The organism is Mesobacillus jeotgali (assembly GCF_031759225.1).
GTDB classification, from domain to species: domain Bacteria; phylum Bacillota; class Bacilli; order Bacillales; family Cytobacillaceae; genus Mesobacillus; species Mesobacillus jeotgali_B.
Window position 1 is genome coordinate 2,413,045 of record NZ_CP134494.1, and the last position, 16,762, is coordinate 2,429,806.

A 16,762-nucleotide genomic window follows, 5' to 3' on the forward strand; every position below is an offset into this window, starting at 1 on the left:
GCTTGTTGCTTTTTATATCAGACTATATAGGTGTGGATCAACTTCTTTAATAAGCGGACTAAGTTCCCCTGCTGACAGGATATACAATTCATGCATTGCCCTTGTACATGCAGTATATAACAATTTCCTTTCCTCAGTCCTTGTATAGACAGATGAATCATAAATGATCACCGCGTCAAACTCGATCCCTTTTGCCAGGTATGTCGGCACCACATTAACGCCATTTTCAAACGTCATGGTGCCTTTTTCGATCAGCCTCGTGTCATGTACTTTTTTGACTCCCTCGAAAGCAGCCTTACTCTCCTTGGCTGTTTTACAAATAACCGCGATGTTTTTATGGCCTGACCTTTGAAGCTCGGAAATCAAATCATTAACCTTAGGAATATGGTCTCTGCTTTCACAGGTCTGGACGATAACCGGCTTTGGTCCCGTTCGATTAAAAGGTTCAATCATTTCTCCGCCTTGAATCAGCTGGCGGGTAAATTCTACAATTTGCTTTGTTGACCTGTAAGTCTTTGTAAGCCTGTAAAGTTCCATTTCTCCAGAATCAAGTGCTGAATCCGCCAGAATCGTCTGGGCCCCGGTAGGTCCTGAATAAATTGCCTGGTTTATATCTCCGAGCAGTGTCATCTTACTATACGGGAACAGCCTTTTTATATACGCAAACTGGAATGGAGTATAGTCCTGTGCTTCATCTACGAAAACATGACGAATCGATGTGTTCGATTTCCTGCCTTCAATCAAATCCTGAAGATAAAGAAAAGGAGTTGCATCTTCATAGACAATAAATCTATTTTCCAGATTGCTTATGGACTGTTCACAGGTGGTCCCCCAATTTTTCGGTAAGGATTCAGACATGATCTGGCTTTCCTTAAAGAAATCCATGAAAACGGCTCTTATATTAATGAATTTTAATTTTTTCACCGCATTGAATAATGGTTTGAAGCGTCTTTTGACTACCATTTCAGATAGCCATTTCTGCTCCCGGTCAAAATCATGGTAGGTATCATCTGCTTCTCCTTGTTTTTGCTGGCTGGTTTTGAATGCCTCTAGATAATCTTCCTTTTCAAGAAACTGGATCTCTTTCTCCACCCATTCCTGGGACAATTCCGCTTTTGCTTTTCTCTTAAGCTCTTTTAGTAGCCATTCCTTTACAAGCTGAACTCTATTGGGGATTGAAATACTCTGATCAAGTGAAGCATAGTATGCAGCGATCTCTTTCTTTGAGATGATGGCTCGTTTATTAATGCCTAAACTCTTAAAAACCAGCGTCTCGCCGGCTAATTTCTCTGCGTATTGATCCAGTAAGTCTTTAAAGGCCAAACTTGCTTTAAAGCGGATGCTTTCTATCCGTTCAAAATAATTCTCGTTTTTATCTGCTTCAAGCAAGAACTCCATTTGTTCAAAAGGATCTTCCAGATCATATTCATTGCCGAAACGCGTTGAAAGATACTCCTGGAAAGTGGCCTGCTGCATATTTTCTTCACCAAGCTCCGGTAATACCGTCGCAACATAGCTATTGAAAAGCGGATTCGGTGAGAATAGCATGATATTTTCTGATGTGATGATATTCCTGTACTTGTAAAGCAGGTAAGCAACTCGCTGCATGGCAGCAGAAGTTTTGCCGCTTCCAGCCACGCCCTGTACAACAATAAGACTGCTTGAGTCATTTCGAATGATCTGGTTCTGTTCCTTCTGGATCGTAGCCACTATCGTTTTCATCTGGGTATCGGCATTATTGCCGAGGACTTCCTGAAGCATTTCGTCACCAATGGTAACCCCGGTTTCAAACATTGCTGTAATCTTTCCGCCTTTGATGACAAACTGTCTCTTTAGTTCCATTATTCCTTCAATTGTATCCGTTTCGGTTTTATAATTCGCAGGACCGGGGGAGTAATCATAATAAAGACCGGAAATCGGTGCTCTCCAGTCATAGATCAAGAAGTTTTCTTCCTGCTCATCCATTAGAGTGGCGATGCCTAAGTATATTTGCTCCGCTGTGTCTTCAACGTCATCTTTAAAATCGACTCTGCCAAAATAGGGAGAAAACCTAAGGCGAGACAAAGTCTGCAGTTGCTTGATCATTTGAGATTGAGTCCGTTCACGCTCTGATAAAAGAGCAGCCTGCTGCTTGATACTCGTGAAGGTTTCCGCTACATCATCAGCTTCATCAAAGTTGACCGTAACGTCCTCCCAAAAGGTTTTGCGGATTTCAAGAGCATCAGAGCCTACATCACTTGAACTCTCATTCCACTTTTCTGCTTTTTTATCAATTTCCTTTATGATGGATTCAACACGTTCCTGTTCCATTTCCAAGTCTTGTAGTTGCTTTTCTTCCATTTAAATCACTCCAGACTCAATGCTCTAAAACTTGACTGCCACTTTGGTTTATGGTATTGTTATATTAGAATCATTGTGTATTCAATGCTCAGTTAAATAAGTGCCAACTTTCATTTTACTATGGACATATTTTTATGACAAATCTCTTTTTTTCTGAAGTCACCTTTATGGTGCTTTTTTATTTTTTACATAGTGCTTTAATTATATTTATTCGATGTCTAACCTTTTTAAACATAAAAAACCGCGATGCTGAAATTCAGCTTGCGGTTTTTTCATGAATTGGATTGGATCAGATGTTTTTTCCGGGATTACTGATACCGCCGATTTAAAACATCAGCATTCAGTGTTTTCGTCATCTGCTAAGTTTGATGATGGTTGCGATATTCGCTGCAATTTTTTCGACATATGTGTGAGCGTTTTTAAAGGCGTCTTCCAGGGAAACCACACCTGGAACTATGCTGAACACGGCATCGATTCCATGCTCGTGGACAACCTCACTGTCTCTAGCTACATTCCCCGCAATCGCAATGACCGGGACATTATGTCGTTTAGCGGTCTTGGCAACTCCTATAGGGGTTTTGCCAAAAATAGTCTGACCATCGATCTTGCCTTCTCCGGTTATAACAAAGTCGGCATCTAGAATTTGGCTTTCTAGATGTGTCGCCTCCAGTACGATGTCTACGCCTCTTTTTAACTCAGCCGAAAGGAATGCCATCAGTCCCCCACCGAGTCCACCTGCTGCTCCGGCACCTGGAACTTGCTCAATGTCCTTGCCAATGTCTTTCATAATGATACGCGCAAAATGGTGAAGATTGTTATCCAATATTTCAACCATGTCTTGCGTTGCACCCTTTTGAGGTCCAAAAATATGTGACGCACCTCTTTTGCCTGTTAAGGGGTTATCCACATCGCAGGCAACTTCAATTTTTACTGATTCAAGCCGTTTGTCCAATCCATCCATGTTCACTGCAGCAAGGGAACCTATGGCTCCTCCGCCCTCGCCGATTTCTTTTCCATCAGAATCGAGCAGCAAGATACCAAGGGCCCTGGCCATGCCTGCTCCTCCATCATTAGTGGCACTTCCGCCTATCCCAATAATGATATGTTCGACACCAAGGTCAAGAGCGGCTCCAATCAATTCACCCGTTCCCCGAGTAGTAGTCACCAGCGGGTTTCTTTCACCGGCAGGTACAAGATGTAGTCCCGAGGCTGCAGCCATCTCTATGACGGCTGTCTTTTCATCACCTGAAATTCCGAAAAATGCTTCAACCGGAGTGCCGAGTGGTCCTGTTACTGTTTTGGTGATCAGTCGTCCGTCTGTGGCATCAACGAGGGATTGAACCGTTCCTTCCCCTCCGTCTGCCATCGGCACCTTTATGAAACTTGCCCCAGGGAGGATCTTTTTCATGCCACTCTCGATCGCTATAGCAGCCTCGAGGGCTGTAAGGCTCTCTTTAAAAGAATCAGGTGCAATTACAATTTTCATGCTCGTTTCTCCTCTCATTGAATACCACAGTATCCATATGCTGAAATGAAAGGTCCGGACTATATAGAAATCCAGACCGAATTTGATTTCCTACTTTTGTAAACCCAGCCGGCTTATAAGCAGTGCTATTATTTATCCGAAGAATTTGAAGATCCCAAAGATTAATGTCGATACGATTGCGAGAGTCAAGCCAATCGCTGTTTCATAAGGAATCAATTTTAAACGCTCCTTAATCTCCATGTTGACACTTCCTCCAGTTGCGTGGAAGAAGCTTCCGTGTGGAAGATGGTCAAGGACAGTAGCACCTGCGTGTACCATTGCTGCACCAGCTAAAGCGGTGATCCCCATTTCCAATATGGTTGAACCGAATACCTGTGAAGCAACTGCGGTTCCTGCTGTTGTAGAAGCAGTAGCAGCTGACATGAAAATACCAGATACGGGGGCAAGGACGAATGCTGGAAGACCGAGCGCATCCAGGCTGTTAATTAAGACGTCCTTCAGCCCTGAATTAGCGATGATTCCCGCGAGTGTTCCTGTACCGAGGAGCATGATTGCTACTCCGGACATTTTATTTAATCCTGCGATTGCATAATCATTGATTTGCCTGATCCTGCCCATAGCAAGCGCTCCGGCGATTCCTCCAGCTGGCAGGGCGATCATTGGGTCGATGTTAATATCAAATAATGGTCTAAGGGACAGCAAGATGATTGTCACCAATGGAGCGACGATCGCCGGGACGATTAATGGAAGTTTTCCTTGAATGTTTGTTTCACTTTCTTGAGCTGTAACCATGGACCCTTTATTCACTAGCTTCTTTGCTAAAATATAAGTAACTGTCAATCCGAAAATAGCTGGTATGATCCCGGCAGCCATTACAGAAGTCAATGGAATTTGGAAGGCATCCGCCGCAGCTATTGCATTTGGATTCGGCGACATGATATTGCCAGCCTTGCCGCCACCAATCATTGCAAGCAGGATAGCTGTCTTGGAAATGCCTGCCCGATTGGCGATGGCTAATGCAATAGGCGCCACAGTGATAACAGCAACATCGATAAATACCCCAACAGTCGTAAGAATCATCGTCGCGATTGCCAGAGCCAGCAAGGCTCGCGTCTCTCCGGCCTTTTTGACGATTGTTTCAGCGATTACAGCAGCAGCACCCGATTCAATCAGGACTCCTGCAAGAACACCGGCAGCAAGGATTCTCAAGACTGCAGGGATGATTCCTTTTGCACCCTCCATCATTAAAGTAACTGTATTCGTGACATCTACACCGCCTACAAGTCCTCCAATCAGTGCTCCTGCGATCATTCCATACGCTGGTGAAACTTTCTTTAAAATAAGGAAAATAGCCACTACTAGTGCTACTATGGCGCCGAAAGCGCTTACTTGAATATCCAAGATGCTTCCTCCTCAAAACTTTTTGATAACCCAATTGTAAGCGCTATCTATTTGTAATACATTAGTCAAACCATCAAAAAAAGACCTGTATTAGAACAGATCTTTTGTGCATTTGCACAATATCATTCAAGCTCATGATTAAGAAATGAGAGATACAGGTGAAGAAGATCCGTCGTTTTGCGTGGATCCTTGCCTGTTATTTCTGTGATTTTATCGAATCTATATCGCAGCGTATTCCTATGTACAAATAGCCTCTGTGCAGCCTTATTCATGTCGCCGTTCGTATCGATAAGAGCCCTTAGGGACTCTGTCAGTTCGCCCTTGACATCCTTCTCCATCAGAGTCTTATAAAATGGCTGCAAATTCCCCGTCAGCCCTTTGTCAGAAGCACTTAACAGAAATACCGGCAGATAATATTCCTCATACATGTAAACATCGTTTTGTGGGGATAACTTCAGGCCAGAATTCAATGTCAGGACTGCCTGCCTGTAGGACTTTGTGAACCCAGGCAATCCTTCATGGAATTGACCAACCCCAATTTTTACCTGTATTTGCTCATTCACTCTTAAACCATTAAGCCATGTTTCAGTTGTTTTTCTAAGGAAATGATCGATGTCATCTCGCGGCACGACTTTTAAAACCACGATCCTGTCATTCTGCATCAATAATAGGTCATCTTTTTTCAGTCTACTTTTTAAATAGGCGTAAGTTTTCTTACTGTCAGGAGTCATGATGACAATCGCAACCCGCTCCAATTGAAGATCGATTCCCAGGCGCATAGCTCTCTCAAGAAAAAGCGGGTCATGTTTGCCTTCATTATGGATAATTTGGCTGACAAGCTCCTCCTTTAGCCTTTCATCCCATTGAACTTCATTCATCAAAACAGCTTGCTGGAGACTAAGTTCAGCCGCCATGCGTACGAGTTCCCCATAGCTTCTAATTTCACCCGGAGAACCAGTTATGCCGATAACTCCCAGAATTTTGCCCTCAAAAGAAATCGGCAGATTGATTCCTGGCCTTACACCATGAAGCCTCTTAGCTTCCTCATCGGTTATTTCAAAACCCGTCCCTTGTTCGATTACGATGACTGCACCTTCATGGATGTCATCTATGCGTTTTTCGTCGCCTGATCCAATGATCACGCCACGGTTATCCATTATATTGATATTCTTTCCGATGATCCCCATCGTCCTGTCTACAATTTCCTGAGCTAACTGTTTGTTTAAAAACTCCATATAAACCCCTGCCTTGAAAAACTATACTATCTATTATTATGGCTGAATATTTGATATAACAAAAGTAAAGCGTGAGAACATCTGTCCTCACGCGCTGTTTACCTTGTTAAAGCATGTTCCACCTTGATGCATCTATCCATGATCACGGTATATCCTTTTTCTTTCAGGTAGTTGTAGGCCTCCTCGTCTTCAAGACCGAGCTGAGCCCAGTAAACATCCGCATCGATTTCGGCAAACTCTTTTGCAACCTCCATCAAATACTCTGACCGGCGGAAAACATTGACAATGTCTACGTGTCCGTCAATTTCTTTGAGAGTTTTAACTGCTTTCACTCCAAGAACCTCATCTACAGTCGGATTCACCGGGATAATGTCGTAGCCAGCTGCCTGCATTGCCTTTGAAACCATATAGGATGTCCGTTCAGGGTTGTCGCTCAATCCGACAACTGCAATCCTTTTTGAATTTTTTAGGATTTTGCCGATTTCTTCTCGTCCTGGATTGTTGATTGCCAATTTATATCACTCCTATGGAATAATTTGACCTTAATGATTATTTTAACGCACATTATTTCAGACTTAAACCAACTTGCCTGCAGATATATTCTGGATTAAACAATTATAAAGCTTTAAATTTCTCCTTTCTATTTTTCTGGTAAAGTGTGAATCGATCAACGGCTACAGCTAGCAAGGTGCCAAGGATTAACCCATTATTAAGGATCGAGACCAGGACAGGCGGAATATTTCGAAATGCCTCGCCCGGAATGAACATTGCGCCTACCCCTGCCAGCAGGGCGGTTCCAATCACCACTCGAATCCTGCTTTTATCGTTTTCACGATCAAATTCCGAAAAAGCGATTCCTGTCATATTCACGAATATAACAAAAGTAACAGAGTAGCCTACGGGTGCAGGAAGTGCTGCGAACAAAGACATCACATGCGGCAGCATACTTGCAAGGACGATCAGCAATGAACTAATGATAAAAGGAAGAATTCTTGTGATACCAGTAGTTGAGATAAAACCTGCGGCGCCAGAAATTGGGACAGACCCAATGGCTGAGAAAAACCCTCCAAGCAGCTGGTTAATTCCGGCTGTGAAACCGCTGGCCCGGTAGCGGAATTCAGTGCGATCAGACCCCATATTTTTCAAAACCTGTCCAGTAACCCTTATGCTGGCCAACATATTGGTGATTAACAGGAATGTTATGAAAATAGAAGTTACAATCAAGCCGGAATCAAAAATAGGCATCCCGAATGCGAAAATTTCCGGTATGGCGATTGCTGGCCCTGTGTATACTTCATATGCTTTTCCCAGGTTGAAAATCTTAAATAGCACCCAGCCAGCGGCCAGGCTGATTAAGATAGCATACTGGCTCACCCACTTAATGCGATGCCTCGTCAGGTAAAAAGTGAAGGCGACCAAAAAAATGCTGAAAATAGCAATCGGAAGACTCACTTCGCTCCGGCCTCCGCCAAGTCCAGCCATTCCATTCAAGAATGAGCCGCTTAGCTGAATCACAAGCAAAAGCAGGTAAATTCCACTGACTACAGGTGTGAATAATGCTGCCAGTCTATCGATAAGTTTGAATAAGCTTAAAAGGAAAAATACAATACCACTGATGATCATGGCTCCTTCTAATGCCTGCAGGGTTTCAATGCTCGATGAAAACAATGTCGTACTCAATCCTGCGTAAATCGTAAAGACACCCCACCAGAGCCCGGCCGGACCCTCGTTAATTGGCATACGATGCCCAATCAGTGCCTGCAGCAGACTCGAAATGCCAAGGACAAACATCGTTCTTTGAACAAGTCCTGTTGTCTGCAAATCATTCAATTGGAATAGATCGGCGATTGCAATTGGTGCCACAATGGAACCAGCAATGATGAATGCCATCCACTGTATGGCTGATAATAATGTCTTCATGTAAAATCTCCATCTTCTTAACGTAATAGATAAAAGCAGCAGTGCATAAGAGAAAAAAGAATTTCGCCTTTAATAATATCGCACTTAAGGATATTGTAAATGAAAGAAATTATGTATAAAAATTATAACAATTGAAAAAAGGACATCCGTCTGGATGCCCTTTAGGTTAATAGCTTGTAAACCATAAAATTCTTTGAATCCAATAGATTATATATTTAAACGGCGTCATCTTGTCCTTATTATCTTCATAATTCAATGTGTACTCAGCTCCGTCATTATTCCAGATCCGGCTGAAATACTGGTCAACATCTTTAATGACCTGACGATCAGAGTCTGCTTTTATTTTCATATTGGTTTCAAGGTTTAAATCATCGAGGTTCCGTCTGGTAAAATTAGCTGAGCCTCCGAGTATCACACTGTTTTTACCTCTGTCAAAATAAATCATTTTTGTATGGTATTGCTCCTGGCCAGCGTTGTACCATTTAATATTAATGTTCTCACTACCAAGTTTCATGATTTCTTCTGAAACAGGGATATTGGGCAGACCCGACTTCTGGTTGCCAAATGCATTGGTATTGGGATCAAGTATAATATTGATTTTCGCTCCCCGATCAGCAGCCTTGTCAATTTCGTCGATGACTTTCCTTTCTGCAAGGTAGAACATCCCTATCCAAATTTGATCCCCTTTCCCCGTATTTTCCAGCTCGTTCTGGAGATGCTTGAGGATTTTTCCCTCAGTCAAAATCTGGACCTCAATATCCCCTTCGCTTTTTTTAGGAGTGTATTCAGGAAGATTGCCGCCTCCTGAGAAATTGACAACTGCCTGTTCTGATTCCAAGATATCTCCAATTATATTACCACTTGTTTCAAAGGCTATATTTGAGTGGAATCCACTGGCATCATGCGGATTTGCTGATGCCACGATCGCTGTCTTCTCAGTGGCGAACACTTTCCTGTGATTAGCTTTCAGGTTCAGCAGTTCAAAATAGGAGCGAAGCGTCACATCAGGCGCATTTTTTGCCATTGGATTCGGAATCCAGCCTTCGCCTGATTGGCCAAACCACTGAAGAAATACCCGCCAAAAGGCAGTGTATAAGGGGTTAGAGTCCCTTAATGGATCCAGGTTGGTGAAAATAACTTCAATATCATGATCCCGCAGTTCCTTCAAAACACCTGATTCATGGGCACCATATGTCAAATTTATCTCATCAGTTATGAATACTACCTTAAGGTCCTTATGCTTTTTCTTCTGGGCGATCAGTTTTTCACTGATAGATTCGCTTATTTCTGGATAGCCCATGTCCTCCTTGTAATAGCCATTGAATAAAAACATATCCAGGACAATAAAATCTTCCGCTTCCCCAATCCTCTTTATAATCGTATCGAATATTTCATGCTCATACTTTTGCTTCCCGTCTAATCCTTTATAGGTTAAATCATATAAAAAGCGGACATCCTTGACCCTATGGACTTCCCCTTCATATGATAATCCTTCGGGAAGGTCCTTTTTGGTTTGGTAGACAGCCGTGGAGACAAGTATTATTGCAAGGATCATAAATAACAATAAAGGTTTTCTCTTAAATACATTATTCCCATTCCTCATTTTAGAAGGGCTCCTTAATTTGATATATTTACTTATTCACTTATTCAGCAAGTTATAAACTTAGCAAGCAAGACAATCCATACGAAAACAGTTTTGTTCAAGATTTGCATGGAGTTTTTAAGAGAACATGGTAAAATAAAAGAACCTTATAATCTTAAAAGGAGAATATTTCATGGCATTAAACGCAATAGTCATCATTCTGGCATATTTGCTGGGATCAATTCCTTCAGGCCTCATTATCGGGAAATTATTCTACGGTAAAGACATCCGTGAACATGGGAGCGGGAACTTAGGCGGTACAAATACATTCCGGACACTAGGAGTAAAAGCTGGTTTAGTAGTAAGTATTGCTGACGTTTTGAAAGGAACACTTGCTGCTAGTCTGCCTTTGCTGCTAAATGCGGATGATCTCCATATGCTTTTAGTAGGGGTCTTTGCGGTGATTGGACATATGTACCCTATCTTTGCAGGATTCCGCGGCGGAAAAGCGGTAGCCACTTCTGGTGGTGTTTTACTGGCATACATTCCGGTATTATTCTTATTCATGCTCATAGTCTTTTTCATCAGCTTGTACATAACAAAGTATGTTTCCCTATCATCCATCCTAACCGGCATTGCCGCGTTCATCTACTCTCTCTTTACCCAGGACCTTCCTTTAATCATAGTTGTAGCTGTCCTGGCCAGCTTCGTCATCTATAGGCACCGAGCTAATATTGAGAGAATCCGCAAAAAAACTGAGCCAAAAATCAAGTGGCTTTAAACAATCGAACTTAAGCCGGCAAACACTTCAGGTTTGCCGGCTTTTTTATTTCCGTACAATCCCAAAGGCCTTTAATGCCTGTCCGAGATTGTTATACAGTTTCACATTATCAAAATTGATGCCAAGAGTGACAACTGAATGAGCAAGTTCTGGTCTCATCCCTGTCAAGTTCACATCGACTCCTGTCAGTTTTAGACTGTCTATGATTTTAAAAAGTTCCTGGGCAACCATTGTATCAACAATGAATACGCCTGAAAGGTCCATGATCAGGCAATCCACTTCCTTATTCGTCGTTTCACGGAGGGTGTGTTCCAAAAGGATCCTTGCCCGATGTGTATCTATATCACCTACAATCGGCAGGACGGCCACCCCGTCAACAATTGAGATGACAGGTGTGCTTAGTTCATCTATAACCTCCTGCTGCGCCCGCAGCCGCTTATTGGCCTGTCCAGTATAGGAATTCGTGAATATGAGAATCAGGCCGTCAACGAACTCATTAATAAGATTCCCTAATTTTATACATCCTCCAGCAGTAAGATGTTCCATTCTTTCCGCCAGCAACGATACCTCTTCCCATAAGACACCGCGGATACTATTAAAATGCTCAATGGATTGACTAAGTGAAAGCCCCAAACGCACTTTATCTTCACTCGCTCTTTTGCCCCAGTCCCTGATTTCTTCTTCGGCTGACTCCCCAATCAAGTAACCTTCTAGCAAATGGATCAAATCCATTAACTGCTCTTTATAAAAATCGAGTTCCGTATGGTGGGTAAATTTGATGAAGGCTTCCGGCTGGTTTTCATCTATTGCATCCAATATATTGGTCAAAATTTTGTCTTCCCTGTCAATTATAAAATCTCTAAAAAAATGAATAGCATTAACCATCTTATAGCTCCTTTTGTCTTGTAGTTCCGTATAGAAAAAATTTGTTCTTTATAATAAACGCAGCTCATGCTGGTATATTTTAATTAAAAATGTCATATACATTCGAAAGAAATCGAATTTAGGAAGTCTATTTTAAAGTATGTGAATTCTTGATGAAATTACCCGCTACTATATTACTTCAAACTAACAAAGCCCAAACAATCTCGTTAAAAGAAGGGATATATATGAAAGAAGTAAAAAACTATAAGCAGCGAAAAAAAGCAGATCTTGAAAGTGAAAGCCTGAAACTCGAGAAGGAAATTCTTGAAAAACAGCAAACTTTAATGATTCTTCAACAAGCCATCCAAACCGCCAGAAGTGAGGTTCAAGCAGCTTCTGCAAGCCAGTTGGCAGCCGGATTAGCTCATGAAATAAGGAATCCGCTGACGACCATCAAAGGTTTTATCCAGTTGCTCCAACCGGAAATTCTCGCTGTTGGCAAGAAGGATTTCGCTGATGTCGCTTTAGATGAAATTAATCGGGCGAACAGCTTGCTTACTGAGTTTCTTTCTGTTTTGAAACCTGGCAACAACTCTAAGAAAAAGAAGATATCCATGAACAAGTTAACTGAAAGTATTGTCAAGCTTTTTTCTAGTGAGTCAATTCTAAAGGATATTGAAATCATAAGTACCCTTCCAAAGGAAGAGGTATATGTATTTGCAGATGAAAATGGAATTAAGCAGGTACTGGTCAATTTGTTGAAAAATGCAATGGAGGCTGTTGAAGGGAATCATGCCGCAAAAGCTGAGATCACAATGACTGTAATCAAACGTAAGGGTTTCGTTACAGTGAGTGTAATAGATAACGGCAGTGGAATTGATGAATTCACCCTAGAGAAGATCTTCACGCCATTTTACACTACCAAAACCGCCGGCACCGGGATAGGATTGGCGATCAGCAAGGAAATAATCGAAAATCACGGCGGCAAAATGAGTGTTGCCACTGAACCCAATAAAACAACCTTTAAATTCGCACTGCCTGCTATTGAATCGGAATCATTCTTTTCGTCGAAAAATTGTCATATTGAAAGCAATAACACCCATTGATTGACTGGTAAAATGTAGGTAAGAACAAAGGAAAGAAGGCGGATTGTAATGGAAGAAGTTATCAAGCAGGCTGTAAATTATGTTTTTACAACCACAACCGCTGATGTAACGTCGCCAGATGATTTTATTGTCGAGTTTCTAACTGATCTACCCGAAAATGGAATAAACGATCCTGCTGCAATCAAAATAAAGAATATGGATGAATTATTGGATTTCCTGCAAAACATAGAAAGGTAGTAGTATAAGAGCTAAGCTATACTGTAAAAAAATGCGGTTCCTCAATGGACCGCATTTTTCGTATTACACCTTTAGCAGTTTGAACTGCCCCCTCCCAAAAACATCTTTTATATAATCCAGTTTCGTATCATTGAAATAAACCGAATCACCTTCATGAATCAAGATAGGGACTTCCTCGAATGTATGAATCTGATCATTCTTTAATGGCTGCTCCTCCAGAGCAACTCGAAGCTGCGGCCCGCCTCAGCCGATCCCCATTGTCAGCCTGACATATAGGTTTTCCCCTTCCTTGCATTCATTTTTGATTGCCTGATGCAAAATCTTATAAGCGCTCTCCGTTATCTTGAACAATACCTCTCACCCTTTCAAAGTTTCTTCCTTTAATCAACATATGATAAGGAAATTATCGAATTATGACAAAATAATGAAAGTCATACTGAAATTTATACATTTAACACCATTCTTATAATATATTATCCTTAGAGGCTAAAAAATAAAAATGCCTCATTCTAATCTAGGGAGATTAACATGAGAAAAAAGAAGAAAAAACCTTTTGGTCTTGCCTTGTTTGCAGGCTTAGGCATTTTAGCATCCGTATTAACTTTGCAGATGTACAATGAAGCACAAGCCAAAGAACCAAGCATAATATTGAAATCTCAAAAGCCACATCTCGAGAGAAGCTATGATGTCACCGGGAAGAGTTTTGTAGAAACAGTGAAAATCGGAGCGATTGGTGATATCCTGATCCACGATACAGTTTATGAAGATGCATTTATGAATCCTGGCTATGATTTTAAACCAATGCTCAGTCATGTCAGAGAGTACTTATTGCAGCCTGATCTTTTACTGGCGAACCAGGAAACGCTACTTGGCGGTGAGGAAATTGGGTTATCAAGCTACCCAATGTTCAATAGTCCTGTGGAAGTTGGAGAGGCATTGATTGATACCGGAGTGGATATTGTATCAAATGCAAATAATCATTCTCTTGACCGATCAGAAAAAGGGGTACTAGCATCTATAAAAAATATGGAAGCGGCCGGTCTCCCTTATGTTGGTTCGTTCAAGGATGAAGCAGACAAGCAAGACTTACGAATTTTGAACAACAACGGGATTAAGGTTTCCTATTTATCCTACACCTATGGAACAAACGGGATTCCAGTTCCAATCGGCAAGGATCATCTCGTGAACCTGATTGACCGGGAAGCAATGAAAGCTGAGATTCACCGCGCCCGAACTGAATCAGATATTGTAGTCATGAGTATCCACTGGGGAAATGAATATCAGCGCTTCCCTACCGTCGATCAGAAGGAACTTGCCCAATTTCTCGTCAATGAAGGTGTGGATATCATCTTTGGCCATCATCCGCATGTCCTGCAGCCTATGGAATGGCTGACTGCAGCGGACGGAAGACAGGCATTTGTCGTCTATTCCCTTGGTAATTTCCTGTCTGGCCAAATGTGGGACTATAAGGATATCGGCGGCCTTGCCACGATTGAAATAACTAAAACCATCACACCGGATGGGGATAAAATTGTCCTGCAAAACCCTGAATTCTTACCTACATTTGTCTCAAGCAGCAGACAAAGCAATTATCGTGTTGTTCCTTTGCAAGAAGCCGGCCAATTTGGCCTCGCTGGAGCAGAAAGTAAATATAACGAGATCATGGAGCATATGACTCAGTTCATTAAATAGTTTTTCTTGCGAATATTGGTTTGATAGCATTACCAGCTCGAAAACTCGCTTCTATAACTTAAGCATGCAGGAATGGTGCATTGACCTTCACGAATAAGCAATGTAAAAACAGCCAATAATGAAATGTGAGTGCCTGGTCCATGAAGACCAGGCATTGCTTATGTTATAATCGGTCTACCTGGTTTGAAAGGAGAACAATATGATAATCACAATTAATGATGATGCTGCAGCATGGTATGAAAATGAAATGGACCTTTCATCCGGAAGCTATTTAAGATTCTTTGTCCGGTACGGCGGTTTCAGCTCCATCCAGAAGGGTTTTTCATTAGGTGTATCGAAAGAGGAGCCTGATCATATCGGTGTAAAAACAGAAAAGAATGGTGTCACCTACTATATCGAAGAAAAAGATATTTGGTATTTCGATGGCCATGATATGTACGTTGAACTTCACCCAGTTGGGCAGGAACCCGATTTTAAATTCGAGAATCGAGTAGGAGGGGGTGACTAACCCCCGACCTCTCACACCACCGTACGTACCGTTCGGTATACGGCGGTTCAATTAAGTGTGACGTAGAAATTCATATCTTTGATATAGACTTTTGAGCCCTCGATGACTCCAATAAGAGTTATCGAGGGTTTTGTGTAAGATTGGACTTGAGGCAATTCTCCAAAATTTCTTTCTGGAATTTCCCCATTCGTATGCCTTTTGGTCTGGAACGCCAAGACTTTTGAGTTTTCTTACTCTTGTCTTCGGGTTCTTCCATTGTTTCCATTCAATCATACGGAGTCTTCTTCTAATCCACTCATCAAATTCTTTGAATTTACTTGGTGTATCAGCTAATGCAAAATATCCACACCATCCCGTTAGAAATTGATTCAATTTCTCAATTCTAACTTCCATGGGGATTGGTTTAGAACGGGATGTTAACTTTCGTATTTTAGCTTTTAGCCTTTTAACACTTTCGTTGGCTATTCGAACCTTCGGTTTCTTATTAACCGTAAAGCTAAAGCCAAGGAATTTTCGTTTCCACGGGCGGTCAACCGCTGATTTCCCTCTGTTTACTTTGAGCTTTAATTTCTGCTCAATGAAGCATGTAATGGAGTTCATTACTCGTTCTCCAGCTTTCTTCGATTTCATGTAAATATTACAATCATCGGCGTATCGGACAAACTTGTGACCTCTCCTTTCTAGTTCTTTATCAAGCTTATCCAAAAGTATATTCGAAAGAAGAGGGCTCAGGGGACCTCCTTGTGGTGTTCCTTCTTCTGCATCGTAGACTACACCATTTATCATGATTCCTGCTTGGAGATATTTTCGAATTAGCTTCAAGACCAATCGGTCTTGGATTCTGCTTGCCAATATCCCCATCAGCTTGTCATGATTCACTTTGTCAAAGAACTTCTCCAAGTCCATGTCAATCACCCATCTGTAACCTTCACTTATATATCCCCTTGCTTTACGTACAGCGTCATGGCCTCTTCGGCTTGGCCTAAACCCATAACTATGTTCCGAGAAGGTTGGGTCAAAAAGCGGAGTTAAAACTTGGGCGATTGCCTGTTGGATGAAACGATCTATCACGGTAGGTATTCCAAGTAACCTTACTCCACCGTTCGGTTTCGGGATTTCGACTCGACGTACTGGGTTAGGTTGATAGGTACCTTTCCTTAAAGAATCACAAAGGGTGTCCCAGTTCTCATAGAGATGTCTTCGTAGGGATTTTACGGACATTCCATCTATGCCGTGACTCCCTTTGTTCTTCTCCACACGTTTAAGTGCTTCTATTAAGTTTTCCCGTGATAGAATCAGATTCATTAACATGTGATATTTCCTTTCGACGTGAACGTAGAAATCTAATTATGTTATTCCTGCTCCACCCTCATGAAGTCCCCTGTGGATTCACCACTTCCTCCTTCAAGTAAGTCCTTTCGGATTGTCTGCTTCTACACAGGAATTGTATGCCTAGTTCTCGTTCTTCCTAATTGTTCAGTCCTTCCCTTACCGTCTCGAGCCGGTAAAGTACTATGACCTCTGCTGACTTCTGATTGTTCAGCTATCTATTGCTAGATAGGTTACCAAGTGTACTTGGCTTTCCAATCAGACCTCCCCGGGTAAGAGTA

14 protein-coding genes are annotated in these 16,762 nt (G+C 41.9%); 5 read left to right on the forward strand and 9 right to left on the reverse strand.

Features of this window, described 5'->3' with window-relative positions:
* Window positions 1-12: 12 nt before the first annotated feature.
* The 7 genes from helD to RH061_RS12100 all read right to left on the reverse strand — a co-directional run bounded on the left by helD (window position 13) and on the right by RH061_RS12100 (window position 9,985).
* Window positions 13-2,340, reverse strand: a complete 2,328-nt coding sequence (helD, locus tag RH061_RS12070) for an RNA polymerase recycling motor HelD (protein WP_311070452.1) — start codon at window positions 2,338-2,340, stop codon at window positions 13-15.
* 352 nt (window positions 2,341-2,692) lie between these two features.
* On the reverse strand, window positions 2,693-3,826 hold the full coding sequence (locus RH061_RS12075) for a glycerate kinase (protein ID WP_311070454.1): 1,134 nt from the start codon (window positions 3,824-3,826) through the stop codon (window positions 2,693-2,695).
* Between the two features lie 132 nt (window positions 3,827-3,958).
* Complete coding sequence (locus tag RH061_RS12080) at window positions 3,959-5,227, reverse strand: GntP family permease (RefSeq protein WP_311070455.1); 1,269 nt, start codon at window positions 5,225-5,227, stop codon at window positions 3,959-3,961.
* A gap of 122 nt (window positions 5,228-5,349) precedes the next feature.
* Window positions 5,350-6,462: a sugar diacid recognition domain-containing protein gene (locus tag RH061_RS12085; protein WP_311070456.1), complete on the reverse strand. Its 1,113-nt coding sequence runs from the start codon at window positions 6,460-6,462 to the stop codon at window positions 5,350-5,352.
* A gap of 98 nt (window positions 6,463-6,560) precedes the next feature.
* Complete coding sequence (locus RH061_RS12090; RefSeq protein WP_311070458.1) at window positions 6,561-6,974, reverse strand: CoA-binding protein; 414 nt, start codon at window positions 6,972-6,974, stop codon at window positions 6,561-6,563.
* Window positions 6,975-7,077: 103 nt separating this feature from the next.
* A complete protein-coding gene (locus RH061_RS12095; RefSeq protein WP_311070459.1) occupies window positions 7,078-8,382 on the reverse strand; it encodes a purine/pyrimidine permease in 1,305 nt (434 codons plus the stop codon).
* Between the two features lie 166 nt (window positions 8,383-8,548).
* Window positions 8,549-9,985, reverse strand: a complete 1,437-nt coding sequence (locus RH061_RS12100; RefSeq protein WP_311070461.1) for a phospholipase D family protein — start codon at window positions 9,983-9,985, stop codon at window positions 8,549-8,551.
* A gap of 172 nt (window positions 9,986-10,157) precedes the next feature.
* Here RH061_RS12100 and plsY point away from each other — a divergent pair, with 172 nt between their 5' ends.
* Window positions 10,158-10,745 (forward strand): glycerol-3-phosphate 1-O-acyltransferase PlsY, encoded by a 588-nt coding sequence (plsY, locus tag RH061_RS12105; protein WP_311070463.1) that lies wholly within the window; start codon window positions 10,158-10,160, stop codon window positions 10,743-10,745.
* A 45-nt stretch (window positions 10,746-10,790) separates the two neighbouring features.
* Here plsY and RH061_RS12110 read toward each other — a convergent pair whose 3' ends face one another.
* Window positions 10,791-11,573, reverse strand: a complete 783-nt coding sequence (locus RH061_RS12110) for an STAS domain-containing protein (protein ID WP_311070464.1) — start codon at window positions 11,571-11,573, stop codon at window positions 10,791-10,793.
* A 281-nt stretch (window positions 11,574-11,854) separates the two neighbouring features.
* Here RH061_RS12110 and RH061_RS12115 point away from each other — a divergent pair, with 281 nt between their 5' ends.
* The 4 genes from RH061_RS12115 (at window position 11,855) to RH061_RS12130 (ending at window position 15,152) form a co-directional block, all read left to right on the forward strand.
* On the forward strand, window positions 11,855-12,715 hold the full coding sequence (locus RH061_RS12115) for a two-component system sensor histidine kinase NtrB (RefSeq protein WP_311070465.1): 861 nt from the start codon (window positions 11,855-11,857) through the stop codon (window positions 12,713-12,715).
* 48 nt (window positions 12,716-12,763) lie between these two features.
* Window positions 12,764-12,952 (forward strand): hypothetical protein, encoded by a 189-nt coding sequence (locus tag RH061_RS12120; protein WP_311070466.1) that lies wholly within the window; start codon window positions 12,764-12,766, stop codon window positions 12,950-12,952.
* A gap of 528 nt (window positions 12,953-13,480) precedes the next feature.
* Window positions 13,481-14,644 carry a CapA family protein gene (locus tag RH061_RS12125; protein WP_311070468.1) on the forward strand — a complete coding sequence of 388 codons (1,164 nt, stop codon included), beginning with the start codon at window positions 13,481-13,483 and terminating at the stop codon, window positions 14,642-14,644.
* Between the two features lie 199 nt (window positions 14,645-14,843).
* Window positions 14,844-15,152 carry a HesB/YadR/YfhF family protein gene (locus tag RH061_RS12130; RefSeq protein ID WP_311070469.1) on the forward strand — a complete coding sequence of 103 codons (309 nt, stop codon included), beginning with the start codon at window positions 14,844-14,846 and terminating at the stop codon, window positions 15,150-15,152.
* Window positions 15,153-15,203: 51 nt separating this feature from the next.
* Here the strand turns inward: RH061_RS12130 and ltrA are convergent, their stop codons facing one another.
* On the reverse strand, window positions 15,204-16,463 hold the full coding sequence (ltrA, locus tag RH061_RS12135) for a group II intron reverse transcriptase/maturase (protein ID WP_311070432.1): 1,260 nt from the start codon (window positions 16,461-16,463) through the stop codon (window positions 15,204-15,206).
* Window positions 16,464-16,762 lie beyond the last annotated feature (299 nt).

Coding starts and splice junctions, on each gene's coding strand:
- RH061_RS12115 (WP_311070465.1), top strand. CDS start 11,855: ATGAAAGAAGTAAAAAACTATAAGCAGCGAAAAAAAGCAGATCTTGAA.
- RH061_RS12100 (WP_311070461.1), bottom strand. CDS start 9,985: ATGAGGAATGGGAATAATGTATTTAAGAGAAAACCTTTATTGTTATTT.
- RH061_RS12120 (WP_311070466.1), top strand. CDS start 12,764: ATGGAAGAAGTTATCAAGCAGGCTGTAAATTATGTTTTTACAACCACA.
- RH061_RS12075 (WP_311070454.1), bottom strand. CDS start 3,826: ATGAAAATTGTAATTGCACCTGATTCTTTTAAAGAGAGCCTTACAGCC.
- RH061_RS12095 (WP_311070459.1), bottom strand. CDS start 8,382: ATGAAGACATTATTATCAGCCATACAGTGGATGGCATTCATCATTGCT.
- RH061_RS12085 (WP_311070456.1), bottom strand. CDS start 6,462: ATGGAGTTTTTAAACAAACAGTTAGCTCAGGAAATTGTAGACAGGACG.
- plsY (WP_311070463.1), top strand. CDS start 10,158: ATGGCATTAAACGCAATAGTCATCATTCTGGCATATTTGCTGGGATCA.
- RH061_RS12125 (WP_311070468.1), top strand. CDS start 13,481: ATGAGAAAAAAGAAGAAAAAACCTTTTGGTCTTGCCTTGTTTGCAGGC.
- ltrA (WP_311070432.1), bottom strand. CDS start 16,463: ATGTTAATGAATCTGATTCTATCACGGGAAAACTTAATAGAAGCACTT.
- RH061_RS12130 (WP_311070469.1), top strand. CDS start 14,844: ATGATAATCACAATTAATGATGATGCTGCAGCATGGTATGAAAATGAA.
- helD (WP_311070452.1), bottom strand. CDS start 2,340: ATGGAAGAAAAGCAACTACAAGACTTGGAAATGGAACAGGAACGTGTT.